The organism is Amycolatopsis eburnea (assembly GCF_003937945.1).
In the GTDB taxonomy this organism is placed as follows: Bacteria; Actinomycetota; Actinomycetes; order Mycobacteriales; family Pseudonocardiaceae; genus Amycolatopsis; species Amycolatopsis eburnea.
The window spans coordinates 459,582-483,309 of record NZ_RSEC01000061.1 but is presented as its reverse complement, the minus strand read 5'-3'; the positions used below and the strand labels follow the sequence as shown (position 1 = coordinate 483,309).

General features: G+C 71.9%; 19 protein-coding genes and 1 pseudogene. 6 read left to right on the top strand and 14 right to left on the bottom strand.

Annotation, left to right across the window (positions count from 1 at the left end):
* Positions 1–7 precede the first annotated feature (7 nt).
* The 10 genes and pseudogenes from EIY87_RS41495 to EIY87_RS41450 form a co-directional block, all read right to left on the bottom strand.
* The gene (locus EIY87_RS41495; RefSeq protein ID WP_125315438.1) at positions 8–3,817 is read right to left on the bottom strand and encodes a LamG-like jellyroll fold domain-containing protein; all 3,810 of its coding nucleotides are present in this window, start codon (positions 3,815–3,817) and stop codon (positions 8–10) included.
* 68 nt (positions 3,818–3,885) lie between these two features.
* Positions 3,886–4,869, bottom strand: a complete 984-nt coding sequence (gene yjfF / locus EIY87_RS41490) for a galactofuranose ABC transporter, permease protein YjfF (RefSeq protein WP_125315437.1) — start codon at positions 4,867–4,869, stop codon at positions 3,886–3,888.
* Positions 4,866–5,900 carry an ABC transporter permease gene (locus EIY87_RS41485; RefSeq protein WP_125315436.1) on the bottom strand — a complete coding sequence of 345 codons (1,035 nt, stop codon included), beginning with the start codon at positions 5,898–5,900 and terminating at the stop codon, positions 4,866–4,868. Before EIY87_RS41485 ends, yjfF begins: the two co-directional genes overlap by 4 nt.
* Entirely contained in the window at positions 5,897–7,390 is a 1,494-nt protein-coding gene (locus EIY87_RS41480) for a sugar ABC transporter ATP-binding protein (RefSeq protein ID WP_125315591.1), read from the bottom strand. The genes EIY87_RS41485 and EIY87_RS41480 overlap by 4 nt, the downstream gene beginning before the upstream one ends.
* A gap of 30 nt (positions 7,391–7,420) precedes the next feature.
* Positions 7,421–8,440, bottom strand: a complete 1,020-nt coding sequence (locus EIY87_RS41475; protein ID WP_404800145.1) for an ABC transporter substrate-binding protein — start codon at positions 8,438–8,440, stop codon at positions 7,421–7,423.
* Between the two features lie 38 nt (positions 8,441–8,478).
* On the bottom strand, positions 8,479–9,522 hold the full coding sequence (locus EIY87_RS41470; protein WP_125315434.1) for a LacI family DNA-binding transcriptional regulator: 1,044 nt from the start codon (positions 9,520–9,522) through the stop codon (positions 8,479–8,481).
* A gap of 237 nt (positions 9,523–9,759) precedes the next feature.
* Positions 9,760–10,731 carry an endonuclease/exonuclease/phosphatase family protein gene (locus tag EIY87_RS41465; protein WP_125315433.1) on the bottom strand — a complete coding sequence of 324 codons (972 nt, stop codon included), beginning with the start codon at positions 10,729–10,731 and terminating at the stop codon, positions 9,760–9,762.
* Positions 10,732–10,988: 257 nt separating this feature from the next.
* Entirely contained in the window at positions 10,989–11,915 is a 927-nt protein-coding gene (locus EIY87_RS41460; RefSeq protein WP_125315432.1) for a D-alanyl-D-alanine carboxypeptidase family protein, read from the bottom strand.
* Between the two features lie 266 nt (positions 11,916–12,181).
* A pseudogene (locus EIY87_RS41455) lies at positions 12,182–13,018 on the bottom strand (glycoside hydrolase family 16 protein); the annotation flags it as partial.
* Positions 13,019–13,194: 176 nt separating this feature from the next.
* Positions 13,195–13,440 (bottom strand): hypothetical protein, encoded by a 246-nt coding sequence (locus tag EIY87_RS41450; RefSeq protein ID WP_125315430.1) that lies wholly within the window; start codon positions 13,438–13,440, stop codon positions 13,195–13,197.
* Between the two features lie 181 nt (positions 13,441–13,621).
* Between EIY87_RS41450 and EIY87_RS41445 the strand changes: the two genes are divergently transcribed.
* On the top strand, positions 13,622–15,661 hold the full coding sequence (locus tag EIY87_RS41445; RefSeq protein ID WP_125315429.1) for a phosphocholine-specific phospholipase C: 2,040 nt from the start codon (positions 13,622–13,624) through the stop codon (positions 15,659–15,661).
* 120 nt (positions 15,662–15,781) lie between these two features.
* A complete protein-coding gene (locus EIY87_RS41440) occupies positions 15,782–17,221 on the top strand; it encodes a cellulose binding domain-containing protein (RefSeq protein WP_225440366.1) in 1,440 nt (479 codons plus the stop codon).
* Between the two features lie 5 nt (positions 17,222–17,226).
* Here EIY87_RS41440 and EIY87_RS49080 read toward each other — a convergent pair whose 3' ends face one another.
* Together EIY87_RS49080 and EIY87_RS41435 are read right to left on the bottom strand one after the other, a co-directional pair.
* A complete protein-coding gene (locus EIY87_RS49080; protein WP_263855658.1) occupies positions 17,227–17,352 on the bottom strand; it encodes a hypothetical protein in 126 nt (41 codons plus the stop codon).
* A gap of 219 nt (positions 17,353–17,571) precedes the next feature.
* Positions 17,572–18,366, bottom strand: coding sequence for an SDR family NAD(P)-dependent oxidoreductase (locus EIY87_RS41435; RefSeq protein ID WP_125315427.1), 795 nt, complete (start codon positions 18,364–18,366; stop codon positions 17,572–17,574).
* A 207-nt stretch (positions 18,367–18,573) separates the two neighbouring features.
* Here EIY87_RS41435 and EIY87_RS41430 point away from each other — a divergent pair, with 207 nt between their 5' ends.
* Together EIY87_RS41430 and EIY87_RS41425 are read left to right on the top strand one after the other, a co-directional pair.
* Positions 18,574–19,191, top strand: coding sequence for a LysE/ArgO family amino acid transporter (locus tag EIY87_RS41430; protein ID WP_125315426.1), 618 nt, complete (start codon positions 18,574–18,576; stop codon positions 19,189–19,191).
* A gap of 100 nt (positions 19,192–19,291) precedes the next feature.
* Entirely contained in the window at positions 19,292–19,996 is a 705-nt protein-coding gene (locus EIY87_RS41425) for a DUF6008 family protein (RefSeq protein WP_125315425.1), read from the top strand.
* Between the two features lie 6 nt (positions 19,997–20,002).
* Here the strand turns inward: EIY87_RS41425 and EIY87_RS41420 are convergent, their stop codons facing one another.
* Together EIY87_RS41420 and EIY87_RS41415 are read right to left on the bottom strand one after the other, a co-directional pair.
* Positions 20,003–21,040: a LacI family DNA-binding transcriptional regulator gene (locus EIY87_RS41420; protein ID WP_125315590.1), complete on the bottom strand. Its 1,038-nt coding sequence runs from the start codon at positions 21,038–21,040 to the stop codon at positions 20,003–20,005.
* Positions 21,041–21,123: 83 nt separating this feature from the next.
* A complete protein-coding gene (locus EIY87_RS41415; protein ID WP_125315424.1) occupies positions 21,124–21,975 on the bottom strand; it encodes a serine hydrolase in 852 nt (283 codons plus the stop codon).
* Positions 21,976–22,079: 104 nt separating this feature from the next.
* Here EIY87_RS41415 and EIY87_RS41410 point away from each other — a divergent pair, with 104 nt between their 5' ends.
* Together EIY87_RS41410 and EIY87_RS41405 are read left to right on the top strand one after the other, a co-directional pair.
* On the top strand, positions 22,080–22,649 hold the full coding sequence (locus EIY87_RS41410; protein WP_225440365.1) for an RNA polymerase sigma factor: 570 nt from the start codon (positions 22,080–22,082) through the stop codon (positions 22,647–22,649).
* Positions 22,646–23,710 (top strand): CU044_5270 family protein, encoded by a 1,065-nt coding sequence (locus tag EIY87_RS41405; RefSeq protein ID WP_191984456.1) that lies wholly within the window; start codon positions 22,646–22,648, stop codon positions 23,708–23,710. The genes EIY87_RS41410 and EIY87_RS41405 overlap by 4 nt, the downstream gene beginning before the upstream one ends.
* Positions 23,711–23,728 lie beyond the last annotated feature (18 nt).

The following is a 23,728-nucleotide window of genomic DNA, read 5'->3' as shown; positions in this document are numbered from 1 at the left end:
GTGTTGTTCAGCGGCCGGTGATGACCAGGGTGGTCACGGAGTTGGCGGGCAGGGTCAGCTTCGACGTCGCGGCCAGTCCGGTGATCTCCCTGGTCTGCGGCACGATGGCGGTCGGCGCGGCGAGGCTGTTGCGGCCCGCCGGGTCGCCGGTGAGCGTGGTGAGCGTCCCGGTGCCGTCGACCGCGGTGACGCCGGTGAGCGCCAGCCGCGCGGTCTGCACCTGGCCGGTCGGGTTGACGAGCTTGACCGTGAACGTCTTGCGGCCGTTCTTGGTGGTCACGTTGACCACCTGCCGCAGCGGGCTGCCCTGGTTGAGGCGGCTGGTCACGATCTGCTTGCCGAGGGTGCTGGAGAACATCTGCTGCACCCAGTACGACGGCGAGGCGTAGCTCGTCCCGGCGTCGAAGCCGATCAGGTTGACCGGCCAGTTCGACTGGTTCTCCTGCACCAGCACCGGCGCGTACATCGAGCCGATGACGACGTCGCTGTTGCGTTCGAGGCCGGTGAGGAACGCGGCTTCGCCGATGGCGGCGGCCAGGGTGCCGGTGGGCCGGCCGTCCTGGGCGCCGTACTCGCCGACGAGGATGTCCGGGCCGGAGCGGTCCGCGGTGTCGTAGCGGGTCGAGTTGTCGGTGAACCACTGCGGCGACTGGTAGTAGTGGTCGTCCGCGGCGTCCGAGCGCACCCCGGTCGAGGTGCTCGACGCGGCGCCGCCCTGCAGACCGCCGGTCGTCGCGATGACCGTCAGCTGCGGGTACTTCGCCTTGATGGCGTTGTACATGTCGGTGAACCGCCAGGCGTAGCTGCCCGAGCCGTCGAACCAGTCCTCGTTGCCGACCTCGACGTAGTGCAGGTCGAACGGTGCCGGGTGCCCGTCGGCGACCCGCTTCGCGCCCCACGTCGTGGAGGCGTCGCCGATGGCGTACTCGATCTCGTCGAGGGCTTCCTGGACGTACTGCGGGTAGTCGGCCTGGTCGACGTGCTGGCCGTTGAGCGTGTAGCCGGCGAACAGGGCCAGCAGCGGCTGGGCGCCGATGTCCTCGGCCAGCTTGAGGTAGTCGAGGATGCCGAAGCCGTCGGTGGACCAGTAGCCCCACGCGGTGTTCTGGTGGCCCGGCCGCTCCTCCGGCTTGCCGATGGTGTTCTTCCAGGCGAACCGGGTGTCGAGGGTGTTGCCTTCGAGGTAGTTGCCGCCCGGGACGCGGAACAGGCCGAGCTTCATGGCCGCGAGCTTCTGCCCGAGGTCGAGGCGGACGCCGTGGTTCTTGAAGGTGGGCGGGAACAGCGAGACCTGCTGGAACCAGGCGTCGCCGGTCAGCGCCGTCTTCCCCTTGTTGACCAGGGAGACGACGATCCGGTTGTCGGTGGACGCGGTGATGGTCGACGGCGTGGTGAAGCTGAACGTCTGCTGCGCCCACGCGGGGCCGACCGGCTGGACGTCCTTGCTCGCCAGGACCGTGCCGTCCGGCTTCTCCAGGCTGACGCGAACCGCGCCGGTCCAGGTGCCCTTGCCGAAGAAGCTGCCGGTGTACTTGGTGGCGGGTTTCGCGGCGATGCCGTAGTAGCCGACGTTGGCCGCGGCCACGCGACCACCCGCCGGGACCGCGTCGGCGTGCAGCTTCAGCGACCGGTCGAGGGCGGTGTTGAGCGGGGTGGCGGTGTCGATCGCGTACGTGCCGGTGGCGCCCGGCGAGGTGACGAGCGACCAGTACGGGACCGGGGTGTCGCCCGCGCCGCTGCCGCGCTGGTAGGCCTCCTTGAAGGTGCGGTTGCGGACGAGTTCCGCGTACAGCCCGCCTTCGACGGAGTGGCTGATGTCTTCGAGGATCGAGCCGTAGGTGGTCGGGCGGGTGTTGGCGCGGACGACGTTGGCGTCGACGTCCAGGTGGTTGGCGCCCGCGAGGGTGCCGATCTGGGCCGCGGTGAGCGGGAAGCGGCGCAGTTCGAGTTCGTCGACGGCGCCGGTGAACCCGGCGCCCACGGTCAGCGGCGCGGTGGCGGTGCCCGAGGCCGGGCAGGCGGAAACGTCCAAAGTGGTCCCGGTCGGGGTGCCGCAGGTGCTGGTGACCGCGGCCGCGTCGCCGTCGGCGTAGACGGTGAGCCGCTGCGAGGCGCGGTCGAGGACGAGGGCGGCGTGGTGCCAGTTGCCGTCGGCCAGGCCGCCGCCGGTGGTGGTCACCTGGATCGTGCCGACCCGGGCGGTCAGCTTGCCGCCGGTGACGCCGAGGGCGTAGCCGTCGCCGTGGTCGACGAGGGTGCCGTCCGCGGTGGTGCGGAACCAGGCGGCCAGCGAGAGCGAGCCGGTGCCGGTGTCGAACGCGGGCGAGGTGCCCATGTCCACAGTGGACTTGCCGTCGAACTGGACGGCCTTGCCCGCCGCGCCCGCGGTCCACGTCGCCCCGCGGAGGGTGCCGTCGGCCGCGTTGGCGCTCGAGTCACGGGCGACCGTGCCGGCGCCTTCGTCGAAGTGCCACGATCCGCTGGCGGCCAGCGAAGCGACGGCGGAGGCGGTCAGCGGGGTCGGGTAGGCGCGGACGTCGTCCACTCCCCCGGCGAACCAGTCCGCCGGCGCGCCCGCCCACTTTCCGCGCCCGATGACCAGGTGCCCGGAGGCGGTCCACGGCGTCGTGAACGGGACGCTCTGCTGCAGGGTTCCGTTGACGTACAGGGAAAGCGTGCCGGCCGCGCGGTTGTAGACGCCGACGACGTGCTGCCACTGGTCGGCCTGCGCGGGCAGCGTGGACACCGCCGAGGACGACGCCGTGTCGCCGTCGCCCGCGCGGCGGGTGAAGGCGAACCGGCCGTCGGCGGCGCGCTGGAGGTAGAAGCCGCTGATCGCCGAGCCGTCGACGCTCACCGCGGTGCGGAAGCCGGTGGCCGCGGTCGGCTTGACCCACGCGGACACCGAGAAGCTCTGCGCGGTGTCGACGACCGGCGCCGGGGCGTCGATCGCGGCGTCGGTGCCGTTGAGCACCGCGCCGTGCGGGCCGACGACGCCGTCACCCCAGGTCGCGCCGCCGGTGAGGGTGGCGGTGCGCGCGTCGAGGGAGTCGTCGGCGGCGGTGGTGCCGGTGCCTTCGTCGAGGGTCCAGTGCCCGGCGATGGCCAGGCGGGCGGCGTCGGCCGGGGTCAGCGCGCCGGAGTACGCGCGGACGTCGTCGATCGAGCCGTCGAAGTAGTCCACCGGGTTGCCGCCGTACTTGCCGCGGCCGATCACCAGGTGACCCGTCCCGGCCCAGCCGGCGGGCGCGGCGACGGTGGCCTGGCGGGTGCCGTCGACGTACAGCGACAGCGTGGACGCCGCGGCGTCGAACACGCCGGTGAGCTGGTACCACTGGCCCACGACCGGGTCGAAGTTCGCGCCCGCGACGACGCCGTCGGCCGGGGCGTCCCCGGCCAGCCGCGTGAAGGCGAACCGGCGCGAGTCGTCGCGGAACTGCAGGAAGAAGTTGCTGACCTGGTTCCCGTCGACGCTCACGAACGTCTGGAAGCCGGACGTCTTGTCGAGCTTGACCCAGCTGCTCACCGAGAAGCTCTTGGTCGTGTCCAGCACGGGCGCGCCGGCGTCGGCGAAGCCGCTGGTGCCGTCGGTGGTCAAGGCACCACCGCGGATTCCCGGGCCCCAGCCCGCGCCGGGGTTCAGGGTGGCGGGGTGGTCGCCTGCGGTGTCGGCGGCGGTGGTCCCGCTGCCGTCGTCGAACGCCCAGTGCCCGGCCAGCCCCGGCTCGGGGCCGGCCGCGGCGGTCGTCACGGGCAGGGCGGACAACAACGTGACGGCCGCGAGCACGGCCAGGGGCCGCCGGAATCTGTGGGGCATGGCTCTCCTTCGAGCGTTAGCGCTCACATTACGGGTGCGAAGGCGGAGCTTTCACGGGAAAGCTCCGCCTAACGGGTTCGTCGGGTGACCAGGCGTTGCAGGACGATGAAGACGAAGAGGAGTGCGCCGGTGATGATCGAGGTCCACCAGGAGTTGAGGGTGCCGTCGAAGGTGATCAGCGTCTGGATGATGCCCAGCACCATGATCCCGAGCACGGTGCCCAGCACGTAGCCGGAACCACCGGTGAGGATGGTGCCGCCGATGACGACCGCGGCGATCGCGGTCAGCTCCAGGCCGACGCCGTTGAGCGGGTCGCCGGAAGACTTGTACAGCACCAGCAGCAGCCCGCCGAGCGCCGAGCAGAACCCGCTGATCGTGTAGACGGCGATCTTCGTGCGGCCGGTCTTGAGACCCATCAGCATCGCGGACTGCGCGTTGCCGCCGATCGAGTAGACCGTGCGCCCGAACCGGGTGAAGGCCAGCACGTACACCGCCGCGAGGACGACGACGAGCGCGACGACCACGCTGATCGAGATGTGCAGCTCCCCGCCCAGCGGGATCTGCGTCTGGGCGAGGGTGGCGATCGTCGGGTTGTCGATCGAGTACGCCTCGGTGCTGATCGTGTAGCAGAGCCCGCGGGCGAAGAACATCCCGATCAGCGTGGCGATGAACGGCTGGATCTCGAAGAAGTGGATGAGCGCGCCCATCCCGGCCCCGAGCAGGGCGCCGATCACCAGCACCACGGCGATCGCCGCGTACGCGGACCAGCCGTGCTTCTGCATCAGGTCGCCGGAGACCACTGTGGACAGTGCGACCACCGAGCCCACCGACAGGTCGATGCCGCCGGTGAGGATCACGAACGTCATGCCGACCGCGACCACGAGCAGGAAGGCGTTGTTGATGAACAGGTCGAGCACGACCTGCCCGGAGCCGAACGCGTCATAGCTGGCCGCGCCGAAGACGTAGGCGCCGATGAGCAGCGCCATCGTGGCGAGGATCGGGAGGTGCCGCTGCTGCGGCCGGTAGCCCTTGATGCGGGTCAGCGTGGTCATGCCGTGACCTCCACCTTTTCCGGAGCGGACGCGGGCGCCGGCGCGGCCGGGCGGGCCTTGCGGCGGCGGAGCTTGCGGCGGAACGCGGGCGACTGCAGCAGGCACACCGCGAGCACGACCACGGCCTTGAACAGCATGATCGCCTCGGGCGGGATGCCGAGGGCGTAGACGGTGGTGGTCAGCGTCTGGATGAGCAGCGCGCCGATCACCGCACCGCCGATCGAGAAGCGGCCGCCGGTCAGCTGCGTGCCGCCGACGACGACGGCGAGGATGGCGTCGAGCTCGATGAACAGCCCGGCGTGGTTGGCGTCGGCGCTGTGCACGTTCGCGCTGATCATCAGCCCAGCGATGCCCGCGCACAGCGCGCAGAAGACGTAGACGAGCCAGGTCAGCCGGGCCGACCGGAGGCCCGCCAGCCGGCTGGCCTCGGGGTTCCCGCCGACGGCTTCGACGAGCAGGCCGAGGGCCGAGCGGCGGACCAGCAGCGACGCCAGCACGAACACGGCCAGCGCGATGAGGATCGCGCTGGGCAGGGTGAACACGAACCCGCTGCCGATCCATTCGTACGGCGCCGAGTTGATCGTGATGATCTGCCCGCCGGAGATCAGCTGCGCGATCCCCCGGCCGGCGACCATCAGGATGAGCGTGGCGATGATCGGCTGGATGCCCAGCTGGGCGACGAGCCAGCCGTTCCACACCCCGAGCACCAGCGACAGCCCCAGCGCGAGCCCGACCGCGACGAGCGTGGCACCGACGCCGTCGGGGTGGTCGGCGATCCACAGGCACGCGAGCGAGCCGCTGATCGCGACGACCGCGCCGACCGAGAGGTCGATGCCGCGGGTGGCGATGACGAGCGTCATGCCGATCGCGATGAGGATCAGCGGGGCGCCGTTCTTCAGGATGTCGACGAGGTTCCCGTAGAGGTGACCGTCGCGCAGTTCGATCGAGAAGAACGCGGGGCTCGCGATCAGGTCGCCCAGCAGCAGCGCGAGCAGCGCCACCACGGGCCAGAACAACCGGTGCTTGGTCATGAGACGGCTCCCTCGGCCATCGTGGCCATCACGTCGTCCGCGGTGAGTCCCTGGTTTTCGCGCTGGGCCACGACTTTCCGGTCGCGCAGCACGACGACCCGGTGGCTCAGCCGCAGCACCTCGTCGAGTTCGGCGGAGATGAACAGCACGGCCATCCCCTCGGCGGACAGCTGCGTGACCAGCCGCTGGATCTCCGTCTTCGCGCCGATGTCGATGCCGCGGGTCGGCTCGTCGAGGATCAGCAGGCGCGGTTCGGTGATGAGCCAGCGGGCCAGCAGCACCTTCTGCTGGTTGCCGCCGGACAGGTTGCCCACCAGCGCTTCCGGGTTGGCGGGCCGGATGTCGAGCGCCTTGATGTACTTGCCGGCGATCTCGTCCTGGCGGCGCCGGGACAGCGGCCGCGCCCAGCCGCGCGAGGCCTGGAGCGCGAGGACGATGTTCTCCCGGACGGTCAGTTCTTCGACCAGGCCTTCGGTCTTGCGGTTTTCCGAGCAGAACGCGATCCGGTGGTCGAGCCCGGCGCGCGGGGTGCGCAGGTTCGTGGTTTCCCCGTCGACGCGGATCGACCCGCTGTCGGCGTGGTCGGCGCCGAAGAGCAGCCGGGCCAGCTCGGTGCGGCCCGAGCCCAGGAGCCCGGCGAGACCGACGACCTCACCGGCGTGGACGTCGAGGCTGAACGGCTCGACGCCGCCCTTGCGCCCCAGGTCCGCGGCGGACAGGAACACCGGCGCGTCCGCGACCTCGGCCCGGGTGGGGCCGGAGTCCTCCAGGTCCTCGAGGACCTGGAGTTCCTTGCCGATCATCTTGGTGACCAGCTCGACCGGCGTGATGTCCGCGGTGCGGTACTCGCCGATCAGCTTTCCGTTGCGCAGCACCGTCATCCGGTCCGCGACGGCGAAGACCTGGTCGATGAAGTGGGAGACGAACAGGATCGCCAGGCCCTGCTCGCGCAGGGACCGGACGACCTTCAGCAGCTGCTCGACCTCGCCGGCGTCCAAACTGGACGTCGGCTCGTCGAGCACGAGCACCCGCGCGTCGACGTCGAGCGCGCGGGCGATCGCGACCAGCTGCTGCACCGCGATGGAGCAGGTGCTCAGCTCGGCCGAGACGTCCACGTGGACGTCCAGCCGGGCGAGGAGCTCCTCGGCCCGCCGCCGCATCGGCCCCCACTGGATGCGGCCGAAGCGGCGGGGTTCCCGGCCGAGGCAGACGTTCTCCGCCACGGACAGGTTCGGGCAGAGGTTGACCTCCTGGTAGACCGTGCTGATGCCGGCCTGCTGGGCCTCGCCGGGCCCGCCGAAGGAGACGGCGGTCCCGGCGAGGGTGATCGTGCCCGCGTCCACGCCGTACACCCCGGTCAGCACCTTGATCAGGGTGGACTTGCCGGCGCCGTTCTCCCCCATCAGCGCGTGGACTTCGCCGGGGAACAGGCGGAAGCCGACGCCGTCGAGGGCGAGGACGCCGGGGAACTCCTTGCGGATCCCGGTCATGGTCAGGATTTCGGTGGACACGGGGACCTCTCAGTACTGCCGCTGCGGCAGGGCGGCCTTCGCCGACGCCTGGTCGAACTCGGTTTCCTGGGTCTCGATGCGGGCGGGCACCTGCTCGCCGGCGGCGACCTTCTTCACCAGGTCCATCAGCTGCGGGCCGAGCAGCGGGTTGCACTCGACGACGTGGTTGATCTTGCCGTCGGCCAGCGCGGTCAGCGCGTCCTTGACGCCGTCGACCGAGACGATCTTGATGTCCTTGCCCGGGACCTTGCCCGCGGCTTCGATCGCCTCGATGGCGCCGAGCGCCATGTCGTCGTTGTGCGCGTAGAGGACGTCGATCTTGGGCTGGGACTTCAGGAAGGCCTCCATGACCTCCTTGCCCTTGGCGCGGGTGAACTCACCGGTCTGCGAGGCGACGATCTTGTACTTCGGGTCCGCCGCGATGACGTCCGCGAAGCCCTTCTTGCGGTCGTTCGCCGGGGCGGACCCGGTGGTGCCCTGCAGTTCGACGATGTTGACCTGGCCGGTGGCGCTGCCGAACTCCTTGGTCAGCCACTGCCCCGCCTTCTTGCCCTCGGCGATGAAGTCCGAGCCGAGGAAGGTCTTGTAGAGCGACTTGTCCGGCGAGTCGATCGCGCGGTCGGTGAGGATGACCGGGATGTTGGCCGTCTTGGCTTCCTTGAGCACGGTGTCCCAGCCGGACTCCACCACCGGCGAGAAGGCGATGACCTTGACCTTCTGCTGGATGTAGGAGCGGATGGCGGAGATCTGGTTCTCCTGCTTCTGCTGCGCGTCGGAGAACTTCAGCTCGATGCCGGCGGTCTTGGCCGATTCCTGGATCGACTTCGTGTTCGCCGTCCGCCAGCCGCTCTCGGCGCCCACCTGGGCGAAGCCGAGCGTGACCGCCCCGCCGGAGCCACCGGAAGAGCCACCACTCCCGCAGGCGCTGAGCAGCACGAGTCCGGCCGCCGCGGCCGCCGCGGCGGCCCATCGCTTCTTCAGCACGTTCACTCCTCGATCGACGGTGATCAAATTTGTTAGCGTTAACATTCAGAGGGGTCGTTCTGGGGCCGGGCGCGTTCGCCGTGCTAACGCGGCCCGGTGCTCTCGCGGACGATCAGCTCGGGCACGACCAAGGCGCGCGCGTGCCGGTCACCCCCGTCCATCCGCTGGGTGAGCAGGCCGAACGTGCGCCTGCCGACTTCGATGAAGTCCTGGCGCACCGTGGTGAGCGGCGGCGTGAAGTACGCCGCCTCGGGCACGTCGTCGAAGCCCGCGACGCGCACGTCGCGCGGCACCGAAACACCGGCCTCGGCGAACGCGCGCAGCAAGCCGAGCGCCATCTGGTCGTTGCCGGCGAAAACGGCGTCCAGCTTCGGTTCCTTGGCGAGGGATCGCCCCGCCTCGTAGCCCGACCGCGAGCTCCAGTCTCCGCGGATCACCCGCGGGGCCGGGACCCCGTGGCGTTCCAGGGTTTCGCGCCAGCCGAGCTCGCGGTCGCGGGCCTCCAGCCAGTCCTCCGGCCCGGCGACGTGCCAGACCGTGCGGTGGCCGAGGGCGAGCAGGTGCTCGGTGGCGCGGCGGGCGCCGTCGCGCTGGTCGACGGAGATGACCGGCACGGGCGCGGTCTCCCCGCCGCCGACGGCGACGACCGGGAAGTCCGCGGGCGCGGCTTCCAGCGCACGGCCCGCACTGACGTGCGGGGCGATGACGATGATGCCTTCGACCGCCTGGCGGCGCAGGTTCTCCACCGCGTCGGCGATCGACGACCGGCCCGGCCGGCTGACACTGGAGATCGTGATCGCGTACCCGGCTTCGCGGGCGGCGTTCTCGATGCCGTACAGCGTGCTGGCCGGACCGTACAGATTGGACTCGAGCGCGACGACGCCGAGCGTCCCGGTCCGCCCGGTGACCAGCGCGCGGGCCGCGGAGTTGGGCCGGTAGCCCAGTTCCTCGATCGCCGCGAGCACCCGGGCCCGCGTCTCGGGGCGCACCGGGCCGGTCCCGTTGATCACCCGGGACACGGTCATGTGCGAGACCCCGGCCACGCCCGCGACGTCGGTCAGGCTCGGCTGCCGCGTCCCGGCCGCGGTCACCCGCACGGGTCCGCCGGAGCGGGGTCGTTCGGCCACCGGCGTCCCCTCTCCGTCCGCGTCGACTGGGCCTGCGTCACCTGTTCCGGTGACGGCGAGGAGTAGTGTTAGCGATAACACCCTCGCGGTCAACCCTGGGTCGCGTAACGGTGTGGTCACGTGCGCCGGACTCCCCGCCGCCGCGGCTTCCGGGCCCCGGCCTGCGGAAAGCCTGGTTTGTGATTCACCAGGTGCGCGGTGACCACGGTGTTCAGGCGCATGTTCGCGCCCCCGGCGTCAGAGCGCGACGGTCGCCGCCACGGGCAGGTGGTCGCTCCCCGTCGCGGGCAGCGTCCAGGCCGCGACCGCCCGCACCCCGCCGACGAAGACCTGGTCGATCCGCGCCAGCGGCAGCGACGCGGGCCAGCTGAACCCGAACCCGTCCCCGGCCTCGTCCTGCGCGGCTTTCAGGCGAGCGGTGATCGGGGCGAGCGCCCGATCGTCGGTGGTCCCGTTGAAATCCCCGACGAGCACGACCTTTTCGGCGGAATCCGCGGCGACTTCGGCAGCGAGCCGCTCGACAGCGGCGTCCCGGCCGTTGGCGGTGAACCCCGAATCGAGCCGCACCCGCACCGACGGCAGGTGAGCGACGAAGAGCGCGACGGGCCCCTTCGCAGTGTCCACAGTGGTCCGAAGCGCCCGCGTCCACGGCATGATCTCGACCGGCCGGGTGTCCCGGAGCGGGAAGGTGCTCCAGACCCCGACGGTCCCCTGCACGGTGTGGTGCGGATACCGGGCGGCGAGCGCGTCTTCGTACTTCGGGATCTCGGACCGCTTCAGCTCCTCGAGCGCGATCACTTGCGCGTTCGAGGCGGCGAGGGCTCGCGCGGTGCCGGCGGGGTCGAGGTTTTCGTCGTTGACGTTGTGCGAGACGACGGTGAGGTCGCCGCCGGTGCCGCGGTGGTCGAAGAGCTTGGCGCCGAAGGAGGTGCTCCAGACCAGAGTCGGGAGGAGGAGCGCGACGAGAGCCAAGGCCGAGCGGCGCAGGAGGGCTGCGGTGAGCAGGAGGAGGACGAGGGCGCCGGTCCACGGGAGGAAGGTTTCGAGGAGGCTGCCCGCGTTGCCCGGCCAGTTGGGGATGAGGGGGTGGGCCAGCAGGAGCAGGGCGGTGAGGATGGCGAGGGCGGCGATGATGCGGCCGCGACGCCAGGTTCCGGGCCGGCGTCGGGACGACGGTCGCCCGCCCGGTCCCGGCGGCTGGGACGGCACTCGCCCGCCGACCGACGCCACAGACTCAGAACCCGCGACCGGCGGCCGGGCGCCTGCGCCGGGCACTCGCCCATCCGCCGACCCGGACCGGGTCTTCGCCCCCGGCACTCGCCCATCCACCGACCCCACCGGCCGCAAACCCGCACCCGGCACCGGCCCGCCTGCCTGCTCCACCGGCGCCGTGGCCGGGCGCCCGCCGCTCCACCCCAGCGGCTGGGTCACCGCCGAACCCTGGTCGCCCGGTGGCACGGTCGCCGTCATCGCGTGGCCGCCGTCGGCAGCTCGTGCTGGATCGCCGCGATCAGCCTGCGGCTGTTCTCCAGCGCCGCTCGCAAGCCCGATGCCGGGCTTCCACCCGGGCTCTGGTGCAGCACCACGCCCAGGATCAGCGCACCGCCCGGGGCCTGCGCCGCCCACATCAGCGCGCCGCCCGCGGCTGTGGACGAGCCCGTCTTCAGGCCGATCACGCCGTCTTGGCCGAGGAGGGTGTTGGTGTTGACCACCGTGCCCGGGACGCCGTCGACGCGCAGGCTCGGCGTCGCCACGATCGCGCGCAGCACCGGGATCTTCATCGCCTCGCGCGCCAGCCGCAGCTGGTCGGCGGCGGTGCTCGTGGTGGAGTCCTCGACGCCGCTCGCGCCGGTGTACGTCGTGCTCGTCATGCCGAGCGCCGCGGCCTCGCGGTTCATCTTGGCGACGAACGCCTCCTGGCTGCCCGCGTCCCAGCGGGCCAGCAGCCGGGCGACGTTGTTGCCGGACGGCACCAGCATCAGGGCCAGCAGGTCGCGCTCGCTGATCCGGCGTCCCGCGCGGACCGGCGCGGTCGACTCCTCCGCCGAGGTCGATTCGGCCTCGGCCTGCTCGTCGACGGTGATCCGCGGGCCCGCCTCGCCCGCGTCGAGCGGGTGGTCCTTGAGCACCACGTAGGCGGTCATCACCTTGGTGACGCTGGCGATCGGCACCGGCTCCTGCGCACCACGCGTGCCGAGCGACCCCAGCCCCAGCACCTCGGCGCTCGCCTGCCCTTCCGACGGCCACGGCAGCGCCAGGTCGATCGCGGGCCGCGCGGCGCTCGCCCGGCCGGCGAGTTCCGGCGGGAAGAGCACCCAGCAGGTCACGGCGACGACGACGGCCGCCGCGGCGGCGATCCCGCCGGCGACGGGTGGGATGCGGGTACGGGCCATGGTCTCCTCCGGCTGCCGGGGCACGCTCGTCCGAGCGCACTCCGGTCACTCTGTCCGGGGAAGATCGCCGGCCCGTCGGGGTTGTTCGACAGGTCTGAACCAGGAATGTCACAGCTCTGTACCAAGGCCCGGCCGGCGCGACGTCGTGACCGACTCGTTCACCGCCGATCCGCCCATCCGCGCCCGGCCCGGGAAAAGACGCGGGACCGGTCCGCTCCCCGCCGCGCACGGGGAGCGAGCCGGTCCCGCCGTTCGAGGGCCGCTCAGCTCACGTGGACGTAGTCGACCACCAGCTGCTGCGGGAACTGCGTGCTGCCGTCCGGGTCACCCGGCCAGTAGCCGCCGACCGCGAGGTTGAGGATCACGAAGAACGGGTGGTTGAACGCCCACGTGTTGCCGCCGACGTCGGCCGGTGTGCGGGTCTGGTAGGCGTTGCCGTCCACCGACCACACGATCTTGTCGGTCGACCAGTCCACGGCGTAGGTGTGGAAGTCGTCGGAGAAGTTCGGGCCGGTGTAGGCCGCTCCGATGCCGCCCGAGCCCGAGTAGCCGGGGCCGTGGATGGTGCCGTGCACGGTGTTGGGCTCGAACCCGACGTTCTCCATGACGTCGATCTCGCCGCAGTTCGGCCAGCCTGCGCTGCCGATGTCGGTGCCCAGCATCCAGAACGCGGGCCACATGCCCTGCCCGCGCGGCAGTTTCATCCGGGCTTCGACGTGCCCGGACGACGTGGAGAACTTGCCGGAGGTGTTCAGCCGCGCCGAGGTGTACTCGCACGCGCCGTACCAGCAGTTGTTGCCGCTGTTCTCCTTCTTCGCGGTGATCACGAGGTGGCCCTGGCCGTCGAGGGCCGCGTTGGCGGTCCCGTCGGTGTACCACTGCCGTTCGTGGTTGTTGACGTTGTCGCCGGTCTCGTGCACCCACTTCGAGCCGTCGACGCCGCTGCCCGCGGGGCCGTCGAAGTCGTCGGTGAAGCTCTCGAGAACCGAAGCGGCCTGGCTCGGCGGGGCGGCCACCACGGCGCCGAGCGCGAGCAGGGCGGCGGGGACGGCCAGCAACCGGGCCGTCCGGCGCCACCGGGTGGGGATCCTGGTCGACGTCATTGTCGCCTCTTCTTCTTCCGCGGGCGACGGCTGGCGGCTCACCGGCGCCCTATTTGTTGTGGATCACAACAAAGTATGGAGGCCGAGGTTGCGAAGAACAAGGCTAGTCGGTCGGACATTTTCCGACGAGTACCCGATGGTCCGGACCACCGGGTACTTTCGGGCAACCAGGCCGGTCAGCGCTGGATGCAGTCGAGGCCGATGCCCAGCGGCGTCGCCAGGTACTGGCAGATGTGCGTGGCGTGGGCCGCGTCGGTTTCCGTGCAGGCGACCGGCACGCCGAGCAGGTCGACCGAGCAGTAGGCGTAGAACTGGTTCGCGCTGCCCGGCACCGGGTCGGCCGACGCCGGGGCCGCCGCGGCGACGACCACGGAAGCGGCGAGCGCACCGGCCGCCGCGAAGGAAGCGATTCGGGTCTTCATCGTGCTCTCCTCCCGTCAGGGTTCGTGCTGATCAAGATTCCCCGCCCGGTTCCCGTTCAGTTCCCGATCACCGGAAAGTGTCGGGATTGCAGGATTACGTCCGAACGTCGGTGTTTTCGAACACCTTCACTCACCTACGCTGGGCGCGCTGCCCCGCCGAGGCCCCCTGGAGGCTCCCGTGATGGCCGACCCGCACGAGCTCACCCGACGCAGTTTCCTCGGCGGCGTCGCCGCCGCCGGCGCGCTCGGCGCCCTGCCGCCCGGCATGGCCGAGGCGCTCGCCGAACCCCGCGCCACCGGCAGCCTTTCCGACGTCGAACACGTCGTCGTCCTCATGCAGGAGAACCGCTCCTTCGACCACTACTACGGCACGATGCGGGGCGTCCGCGGCTACGGCGACCGGTCGGCGATCGTCCAGCCGAACGGCCAGGACATCTTCCACCAGCCCGATTCCGGGCGCAGCGATGGCAAGTACCTCCTGCCGTTCCGGGTGGACACGGCCAAAGTGGACGGTCAGGACCTCGGCGACCTCGGCCACGGCTGGACCGACCAGCACCAGGCGATCGCCGGCGGCGCGAACAACGCGTGGATCCCCGCCAAGGGCGAGATGACCATGGGCTACTTCGGCCAGGGCGACATCCCGTTCCACCGCGCGCTCGCCGACGCGTTCACGGTGTGCGACCACTACTTCTGCTCGGTGCAGGGCCCGACCACGCCCAACCGGCTCTACCTGTTCACCGGCACCATCGACGCCGCCGGGCAGGCGGGCGGCCCGGCGAACTACAACCCCGCCGACTACCAGCCGGTCTTCCGCTGGACGACCTACCCGGAACGCCTGCAGCAGCACGGCGTTTCGTGGAAGGTCTACGCCAACAAGGAGGTCGGGGACGCGAGCGGCTCGTTCGTCGGCGACTACGGCGACAACCCGCTCTGGCTCTTCCAGGCCTACCACCAGGACTACACGAGCGAACTGTCCCGACGGGCCAGCGTGTTCAAGACCTGGGGACCGGATTCGGGGCAGGGCAAGGACGTCGACCACGTCCTCGCCGAGTTCAAGGCCGACTGCGCGAGCGGCTCGCTGCCGAAGGTGTCCTGGATCGTCGCGCCCTACGGCTACTGCGAGCACCCCGAAGCACGGCCCGTCGACGGCGCCGCGTACACCCAGACCGTGCTGAACGCCTTGTGGGCCAACCCGAAGCTCTGGGAGTCCACAGTGGTCTTCATCAACTACGACGAGAACGACGGCTTCTTCGACCACGTCGCCCCGCCGATCGCGCCGTCCGGCACCGCGGGCGAGTACATCGGCGGGCAGCCGATCGGTCTCGGGGCGCGCGTGCCGATGACGGTGATCTCGCCGTGGAGCCGCGGCGGCTGGGTCAGCTCCGAAGTCACCGACCACACTTCGGTCCTCCGGTTCCTGGAACGCTGGACCGGCGTCGCCGAGCCGAACATCAGCGCGTGGCGCCGCGCGCTCTGCGGCGACCTCATGACGTGCTTCGACTTCGGCACGCCGAACTCGCAGATCCCGCTGCTGCCGGACACCGCCGCGCTGCGCAAGCAGGCCGACGACACCCAGACGAAGCTGCCGAAGCCCGCCCCGCCCGCGACCGGCGCGCAGCAGGTCCCGGTCCAGGAGGCGGGGACCCGGCCCGCCCGCGCGCTCCCCTACCGGCCGCTGGTCACGACGTCGCTGAGCGCCGACCGCAAGATCCTCACCACGACGTTCGCCAACCAGGGCACCGCGGCCGTGCAGCTGATGGCCTACCGCAACGACGGGCAGACCGACGGCCCGTGGCCCTACGACGTCGCACCCGGGGCGCAGGTCAGCGACACCTGGCGGATCCAGCTCTACGGCGGCGGCAAGTACGGCGTGGCGGTGCACGGGCCCAACCGGTTCCGCTGGGTGCTGGCCGGGGACGCGAACAGCGCCGGCGCGGGCGTCGACGTCCTCGGCGGCTACACCACCGAAAACAAGCTGCGGCTCACCATGCGCAACGGCGGGACGACGACCGTCAAGCTCACGATCACCGCGAACCACTACCGCACCGACGGGCCGTGGACCTACACCCTCGCCGCCGGGCAGACAGTGACCGACGACTGGAACCCGGTCGCCTACGGGTCCGGCTGGTACGACCTGTCGGCGAGACTCGACGCCGACCCGAAGTTCCTGCGCCGGTTCAGCGGGCACCTCGAAACCGGCGCGCCGAGCGTCACCGGCTAACCGTTCACATCCATGACTGGTGTTCAGCCCATTGACGGGCTCTGCCGGGGTCGCCTATAAAGGGAACGTCCGGGTGTACGCCGCAACACCTCCGCTGTCCCCCTTTCCCGGAGGCCACTGGTGTCCCCACGTAGTGCCGTTTTCCTCGGAGCCGCAACCGTTTCCGCCGCCGCGCTCGCCCTCGCCCTGACCGGCGGGGTCACCGCGGCGGCGGCCGCGGCGAACCTCTCCGCCACCTTCGCGCAGTCCTCGGTCTGGACCGGTGGCTACGGCGGCGGCTACACGATCGCGAACCGCGGCGACGCGGCCGCCACCGGCTGGACGGTCGAGTTCGACCTGCCGGCCGGCTCGGCGGTGACCGGCTCGTGGAGCTCGGTGAAGACGCAGACCGGGCAGCACTACAAGTTCACCAACGCCGGGTTCAACGGCACGGTCGCCGCCGGTTCCAGCGTGAGCTTCGGCTTCAACGTCTCCGGCGCAGGCGTCCCCATCGGCTGCACGGTCAACGGCGCCGCGTGCGCGGGCGGCGGCCAGGCCACCACCACCCCGACGACGCCCACCACGACCACCACTCCCCCGCCCAGCGGCGACACCGTGAACGTCTCCACGGCCGCCCAGCTGCAGGCCGCGCTGGCGAACGCGGCGCCGGGACAGGCGATCAAGCTGGCGCCCGGCACCTACCGCGGCTCCTTCATCACGACGAAACCCGGCACCGCGGCGAAGCCGATCACCCTTTCGGGCCCCGCGAACGCCGTCCTGATCAACGACGGCCCGTCCGGTGACGCACCCGGCTGCCCGGCGCCCACTCCCGGCTGGGATCCGGGCTACGGCCTGTGGCTGTCGGGCGCGCCGTACTGGAACCTGACCGGCTTCACGGTGCAGGAGTCCAAAAAGGGCATTGTCGTCGACGCCTCGCCGCACACCACCATCGACGGCGTGACCGTGCACCACATCGACGAAGAGGCGATCCACTTCCGCCGTTCGTCGGCCGACAGCGTGCTGAAGAACTCCACGATCACCTACACCGGCCTCGTGCAGCCCGGCTACGGCGAGGGCGTCTACCTCGGCTCCGCCAACTCGAACTGGGGCTGCCACGGCAACTCCGGCGGCGTCGACCGCGGCGACCGGATCCAGGTGCTGGGCAACCACATCGGGCCGTTCGTCGCGGCCGAGCCGATCGACGTCAAGGAAGGCACCTTCGACGGGGTCATCCGCGGCAACACGTTCGACGGGCGCGGGATCAGCGGCGAGAACTCGGCCGACTCCTGGATCGACGTCAAGGGCATCGGCTACACGATCGAGGACAACACGGGCACGTTCGCCGCGCCCGGCACGTTCGCCAACGGCTACGAGAACCACAACACCAGCACGAGCCCGTCGTTCGACAACGGATGCGGGAACGTCTGGCGGAACAACAAGTCCGACCTCGGCGGGGCCGGCGCCTACGCGATCAAGATCAGCTCGGTGTCGAAGTGCGCGGCGCACCCGAACGTGGTGTACGCGTCGAACACCGTGACGAACGCCAAGTCGGGCTTGACGAACATCACGGTCACGCCGTAGTCCCCCTAAAGGTGCATGGCCAGCCAGAGGGCCACCCACGCGGCGGCGGCGATCAACGCGCCCGCCACCGCCGCGAGGAGCACCCGGTGCAGGCCGCGGGCGGGTTTCGCCGGTGTCTCGATGTGGTCCATGGAGTCGATCATGAACCACGCGCGCCGATCACGACAGCCGGCGCGCTCGTCCGGGCGACCCCTGCGCGGGGTACCCCGGGCGACGCACGTCACCCCCGCCGGCGGGAACACCGGCCGCCGCGGCTCGTTGTAGGGAGTGCCGGCGCGGGTGAAACCCCCGGCCCCCCCAACCCCCGTTCCCTCCCGGGGTTCCCCCGTGCTCCTGGGCGGGAACGGGCCTCAGGGCACGATGGCGTCGACGTACCCGCCGTCGACCCGCACGGCCGCCCCGGTCGTGGCCGAGGCGAACGGGGAACTCAGGTACACCACCAGGTGCGCGATCTCCTCGGGCTCGATCAGCCGCTGCAGCAACGACTGCGGCCGGTACTGCTTCATAAACTGGCGCTGCGCCTCGTCCCACGGGACGTCCTTGCCCACCAGCTGGTACACGAAGTCCTCGACGCCGCCGGTGTGCGTCGGCCCGGCGATCACCGCGTTGACCGTGACGCCGGTGCCCGCCGCGTGCTTGGCGAACCCGCGGGAGACACCGAGCAACGCCGTCTTCGACACTCCATAGTGGATCATCTCGGCCGGGATCACGATGGCGGAATCGCTGGCGATGTACTGGATCCGGCCCCAGCCGCGTTCGGTCATCCCCGGCAGGTAGGCGCGGGTGAGCCGCACCGCGGCCAGGACGTTGACCTCGAAGTAGCGGCGCCAGTCGGCGTCGGTGATGTCCAGCGGCTCCTGGGCGCCGAAGATGCCGAGGTTGTTGACCAGGATGTCGGCGTCCGGCACCTCCTCGACGACCTGCGCGGCACCCGCCTCTTCCGAGACGTCGCCGGGTGCCGGGAGGAAGTCCGCGTCCGGCAGGTCTTCGCGCAGCCGCGCGATCGCCTTCTGCACGCCCGTTTCGCTCCGGCCGTTGATCGCGACGCGGGCGCCCGCGGCCGCGAGACCCACCGCGATCGCCGAGCCGATGCCCTGGGTGGACCCGGTGACCAGTGCCGTCTTCCCGCTCAGGTCCACCCGCATCGTGAAAGCCCTCTCTCGCCTCGACGTCCCGCCCGATTCAAGCACAGCCGCCCGCCGCGCACCGGCTGGAAAACCGGTTGCCCGGCCGGCGCCGCGGCTACACCATCTGCGCATGACTTCCTGCCGCACGCCGCTCCCGCCGACCGCCGCGACCACCGCGCCGGTCCGGCAGCAGCGCCGTCCCCGGAGGCCGATCCCGCCCGCGCTGTGACCGCCGCGCTGCTCGCCGGCCTGGTGGCCGGCTACGGCATCGCGATCCCGGTCGGCGCCGTCGGCACCTACCTGGTCGCCCTCACCGCCCGCACCTCGCTCCGCACCGGCATCGCGGCCGCACTCGGCGTCGCCACGGCCGACGGGGTGTACGCGCTGGTGGCGGTGCTCGGCGGGGCCGCGATCGCGAGCGTGATCACGCCGGTGGCCGGGCCGCTGCGGCTGGTCTCGGCGGGGATCCTCCTCGTACTGGCGGCCCGCGGGGCCGTCGTGGCCCTGCGGTCGCACCGGGACGCCACCGAACGGCCCGTGACACCGCTCGCGCCCGGCCGCGCGTACGCCGGCCTGCTCGGCATCACGCTCGTCAACCCCGCGACCATCGTCTACTTCGCCGCCTTGGTGGTCGGCGGCCGCGCGGGAGCTCCGGTGCCGGTCCTCGACCAGGGGGTGTTCGTGCTCGCCGCGTTCGCCGCCTCGGCGAGCTGGCAAACCCTCCTCGCGGGCGGCGGCGCGCTGCTGGGCCGGGTCCTCACCGGCCCGCGCGGGCGGCTGGTGACGGCGCTGGCGTCGAGCGCGGTGATCACCGCGCTCGCCGTCCGGCTTGTCCTGAATTGAGCGAAAACCGTTGCCCTGCAACGGTTCGTCCGGCGCACACGGGAAGACGATTCCCGGCCGGGTCCGGCGTTAGCCTCGGGCTCGACGACGGGAGACGGCCATGGACATGCCGATGACGTCGACGCCCGGCTGGGACGTCGTGGGAGCGACCCTCCTCGTGCTCTGGGCGCTGGCCATGTGGGGCGCGGTCGGCGTCCTGGCGTACGCGAACCGCCGCGCGGTGCGGCCATGGGTGTACCGCGGCTCGGCCGCCGTGATCGGCATCGGGGTGCTGGGCCAGCTCGGGCACGTCCAGGAGCACGTCGCCCAGGCCGGCTACTGGCTCGGCCACCCGAACTCGCCCGCGTGGATGACGCCGTGGGGCACCGGGCTCGCGAACGGCCTGCAGCGGGTGCTGCCGGACCGGCCGACGTTCGGGATGGAGCTGCTGCACCTCACCGGCAACTTCATCTTCCTGGCCGGTCTTGCCGGCGTCATGGTGATCACGCGGCGGGCGTTGAAGACCCGGGCCCGCCGCTGGGCGAAGATGGGCGTGTGGATGCAGGGCCTGCACGGGCTCGAGCACCTCGTCCTCACGGTGTCGGTGGCGTCCGGCTCGCGCGCGATCGGGCTCTCGACGTTCTTCGGGCTCGTCGACGCCGGTCCGGGCCTGACCACCTACCGCGTCTGGTGGCACTTCGTCGCGAACGTCGTGGGCTCGATCATCTTCGGGCTCGCGCTCCACCACCTCTGGAAGGAACGCCGTGAAGTGCGGGCGACGTTCTTCGTGCGCCCGCTCCCCGACGTCATCCGGCGGGCGGCGTAGCGCAGGTCAGCGCGGGCCCGTGCTCTCCCGGACGATCAGCTCCGCGGGCACCAGGTGCCGGGCCCCGGCGTCGCCGCCGGCCATGCGCTCCTCCAGGAGGCCGAACGTCCGGCGCCCCACCTCGATGAAGTCCTGGCGGACCGTCGTCAGCGGCGGCGGGAAGTACGCGGCTTCCGGCACGTCGTCGAAGCCCGCCACGTGCACGTCCTCCGGCACCCGGATCCCGGCTTCGGTGAACGCCCGCAGCAGGCCCAGCGCCATCTGGTCGTTCGCCGAGAACACCGCCTTCAGTCCCCGCTTCCCGGCCAGCGCCCGCCCGGCTTCGTAGCCCGAGCGCGGGCTCCAGTCCCCGCGCACGAGCGCCGGGACGCGCAGGCCGCGCGCCTCCAGGGTCTCCCGCCAGCCGCGCTCGCGGTCGCGGGCTTCGAGCCAGTCCTCCGGGCCGGCGAGGTGCCAGACCGTCCGGTGCCCCAGCGCGAGCAGGTGCTCGGTGGCGCGGCGGGCGCCGTCGTACTGGTCGACCGAGATCACCGGGACCGGCGCCGACTCACCGCCGCCGACGGCCACCAGCGGGATGTCCGACGGGGCGGCCGCCAGCGCGCGGCCGGCCGTGACGTGCGGGGCGATCACCACGATGCCCTCGACCGCCTGGCGGCGCAGGCTTTCCACGGCGTCGCCGATCGACGTCCGGCCGGGGCGGGTCACGCTGCAGATCGCGACGCCGTAGCCGGACTCGCGCGCCGCGTTTTCGATGCCGTACAACGTGCTCGCCGGCCCGTACAGGTTCGACTCCAGCGCGACCACGCCGAGCGTGCCGGACCGGCCGGTGACCAGGGTCCGCGCGGCGGTGTTGGGCCGGTAGCCGAGCTTCTGCACGGCGGCGAGGACGCGCTCGCGGGTTTCGGGGCGCACCGGGCCGCTCTCGTTGACCACGCGCGAGACGGTCATGTGCGAGACCCCGGCCATGCCGGCGACGTCGGCCAGGCTCGGCTGCCGCGGCCCGGGTGCCGGCGCCTTCGTCTGCTCCTTCGCCCGGTCCACCACCCTGGCCCCTTCCACCTCGCGCCGTGTCCCCACGCCGGAGACGGTACCGCCGAATCGGCGTGCACCGGGCCTCCCGCGCCGCGTCAGGACCAGCCGAGCGGATCGGAGAGCGCTTTCACCACCGCCGTGACGCGCTGGGTCGCCACCGCCCAGCCGGTCGCGGCGGGCTGGGCCGTGAGCACGACGACGACGTACCGCGCGCCGACCAGCCCGCTGGTGTGCAGGTTCCGGCCCGGGTCGCAGCACGACCACCCCTGCTTGACGGCCCAGCCGCCCGGCACCGCGGCGGGGATGCCGAAGAACTGGTCGAAGCCGTCCGCGCCGCGGTGGGTGGCGTTGCCGAGCGCGTCCAGGACGACCTGGCGGGTGCCCTCCGGGGCTTCGTCGAGGAGGTACGCGTAGATCCGCGCGACGTCGGCGGCCGTCACGAGGGTGCTGCCCCAGTGCAGCGGGTCGGCGGGCGGCCGGGTGGCCGTCAGGCCGGCGCGCGCGGCCCAGCGGGTGACGAGCGACGGGCCGCCCAGCTTCGTCCAGAGCCGGTTCGCGACCGCGTCGTCGCTGCGGGAAAGCATCCCCACGACGTCGCCGTCCGGCTCGCCGCGCCGCAGTGCCTCCAGCGCGATCAGCAGCTTGACCAGCGACGCCGACGGGTAGACGGCGTCCGGGCGGTGGGAGACGACGTCCTGGCCGGTTTCGCGGTCGTGGACGAGCACGCTCAGCCTGCCGGGCACGAGCGCGGCGAGCGCGGCCTCGTCCGGCAGCGGCGGCGCAGGGGCCGACGTCGCCGTCGTGGCCACGCTCGTGGACAGCGACGGCGAGGCGGGCGGCTGAGCGGCGGCCGGACCCGGCGGGCGCACCGCCGCGGCCGCCCCGAGCATCGCCACCACGGCGCCGGCGCACGTCGCGGCCAGCAGTATCGCGTTTCCCCGGTGCATACGGGCTGTTGTCCGGACCCACCGCCGGTGTTCGCCCGATGTGTCCTGCGTCTCATCCGGACGTGCGCGCGGGGACGCGGAGCGCGGCGGCGACAACCAGTAGCGTGACCAGAATCGTGGAACGGCTCGACCGGCCCGACCTCGCCGCGCGAGATCCGAAAGAGGTCTTCTCGCGGCTCTTCGACGAGTACGCCCCGCCCCTGCGCGGATACCTCGCGGGGCGGGTCGGCGTGCACGCCGCCGACGACCTCGTGGCCGAGACGTTCGTCGTCGCGCTGCGCAGACGGGCCAGCTACGACCCGGCGCAGGCGCCGATCCGCGGCTGGCTCTACGGCATCGCGACCAACCTGCTGCGCAACCACGTGCGCCAGGAGGTCCGCGGGTTCCAGCTGACCGCGAAGGCCGGCGCCGTCGAGCGCCCGGCCGAGAACCACGACACCGCGGTCGCCGGCCGGGTCGACGCGGCGGCCCGCCTGCGCGTGCTGGCCGGCGCGCTGGCCGCGCTGTCCGAAGAGGACCGCGACGTCCTGCTGCTCACGTCCTGGGCCGGTCTCGAACCGGCCGAAGTCGCCGAGGCGCTCGGCGTGCCCGCGAGCACGGTGCGCTCGCGCCTGCACCGCGTGCGCCACCGGCTCCAAGCCCGGCTCGTCCCCACCGAGGAGAACCCGCTATGACCGAGCTCGACGAAACCCTCGAGCTGCTCCACCGCGACGCCCGCACCGCGCCGGCCGACCTCGCCGCCGCCCGCGCGAAGCTCATGGCCGCGCTCGACGCCGGTACCGTCGTCCCCTTGCGGCGACGGCGGATCCGCCGGTTCGCCGTCCCGGTCGCGGCGGCCGCGGCGGCGCTGACCGCCGTCGTCGTGCTGCGCCCGGCCGAGCCCGTTCCCGACGCGGCACCGGCGCCGACGGTCCCGCTGCCCGACGTCAAGCTGATGTCGGCGGCGCAGGTGCTGAACCGGGCGGCGGACCTCAGCGTCGGTGCGGCCGACCAGCCGGTCGGGCCCGGGCAGTTCCGCCTCGTCGCCGAGCACACGTGGGTGGGGCGCGGCGTCCAGAGCGCGGACGGCGGCGGGTACACGTACCTGTGGGAGCAGGAGGTCGACCGGTGGATCCCGGCCGCCGAGCGGGACGTGTGGCAGGAGACGCGCAAGATCCTGAGCACCGGGAAGTTCCTCGGCGGTACGGTGCCGCAGGCGCAGGCACCCGAGCCGGAGATCACCAAGACCGACCAGGGCCAGTGGCAGGGCGCGTGCGGTGACTTCTTCCCGAAGGCCAAGCCCGTCAAGAAGTGCGGTGACCCCACCGACTGGGACAGCCCGGCGTTCTACGCGGCGCTGCCGCGCGACCCGGCCGCGCTGTACGCGAAGCTGCGGGACCTGACGAAGGGCCGCGGCTCGACGCCGTCGGTGATGTTCCACTTCGGCATCGAGATCCTGCGGGCCGGGCTGATGCCGGCCGAGCTGCGCGCGCAGTGGTACCGGGCGCTGGCGAAGATCCCGGGCATCACCGTGCTGGCGGCGTCGGCGAACCTCGACGGCCGCTCCGGCGTCGCGCTCGGCCTCGACGACCGGCACGAGATCCGGCAGCTGATCATCGACCCCGTCACCGGCGGGTTCATCGGCGAGCGCACGGTCGCCGGCGCCGAGCCGAACGACCCCTGGATCAAGCCGGGCACCGAGCTCGGCGCGAGCGCGATCACCACGTCCGTCGTGGGCGCACTCGGCGCGAAGTAGCCGGCGGCCGTCCGCCGT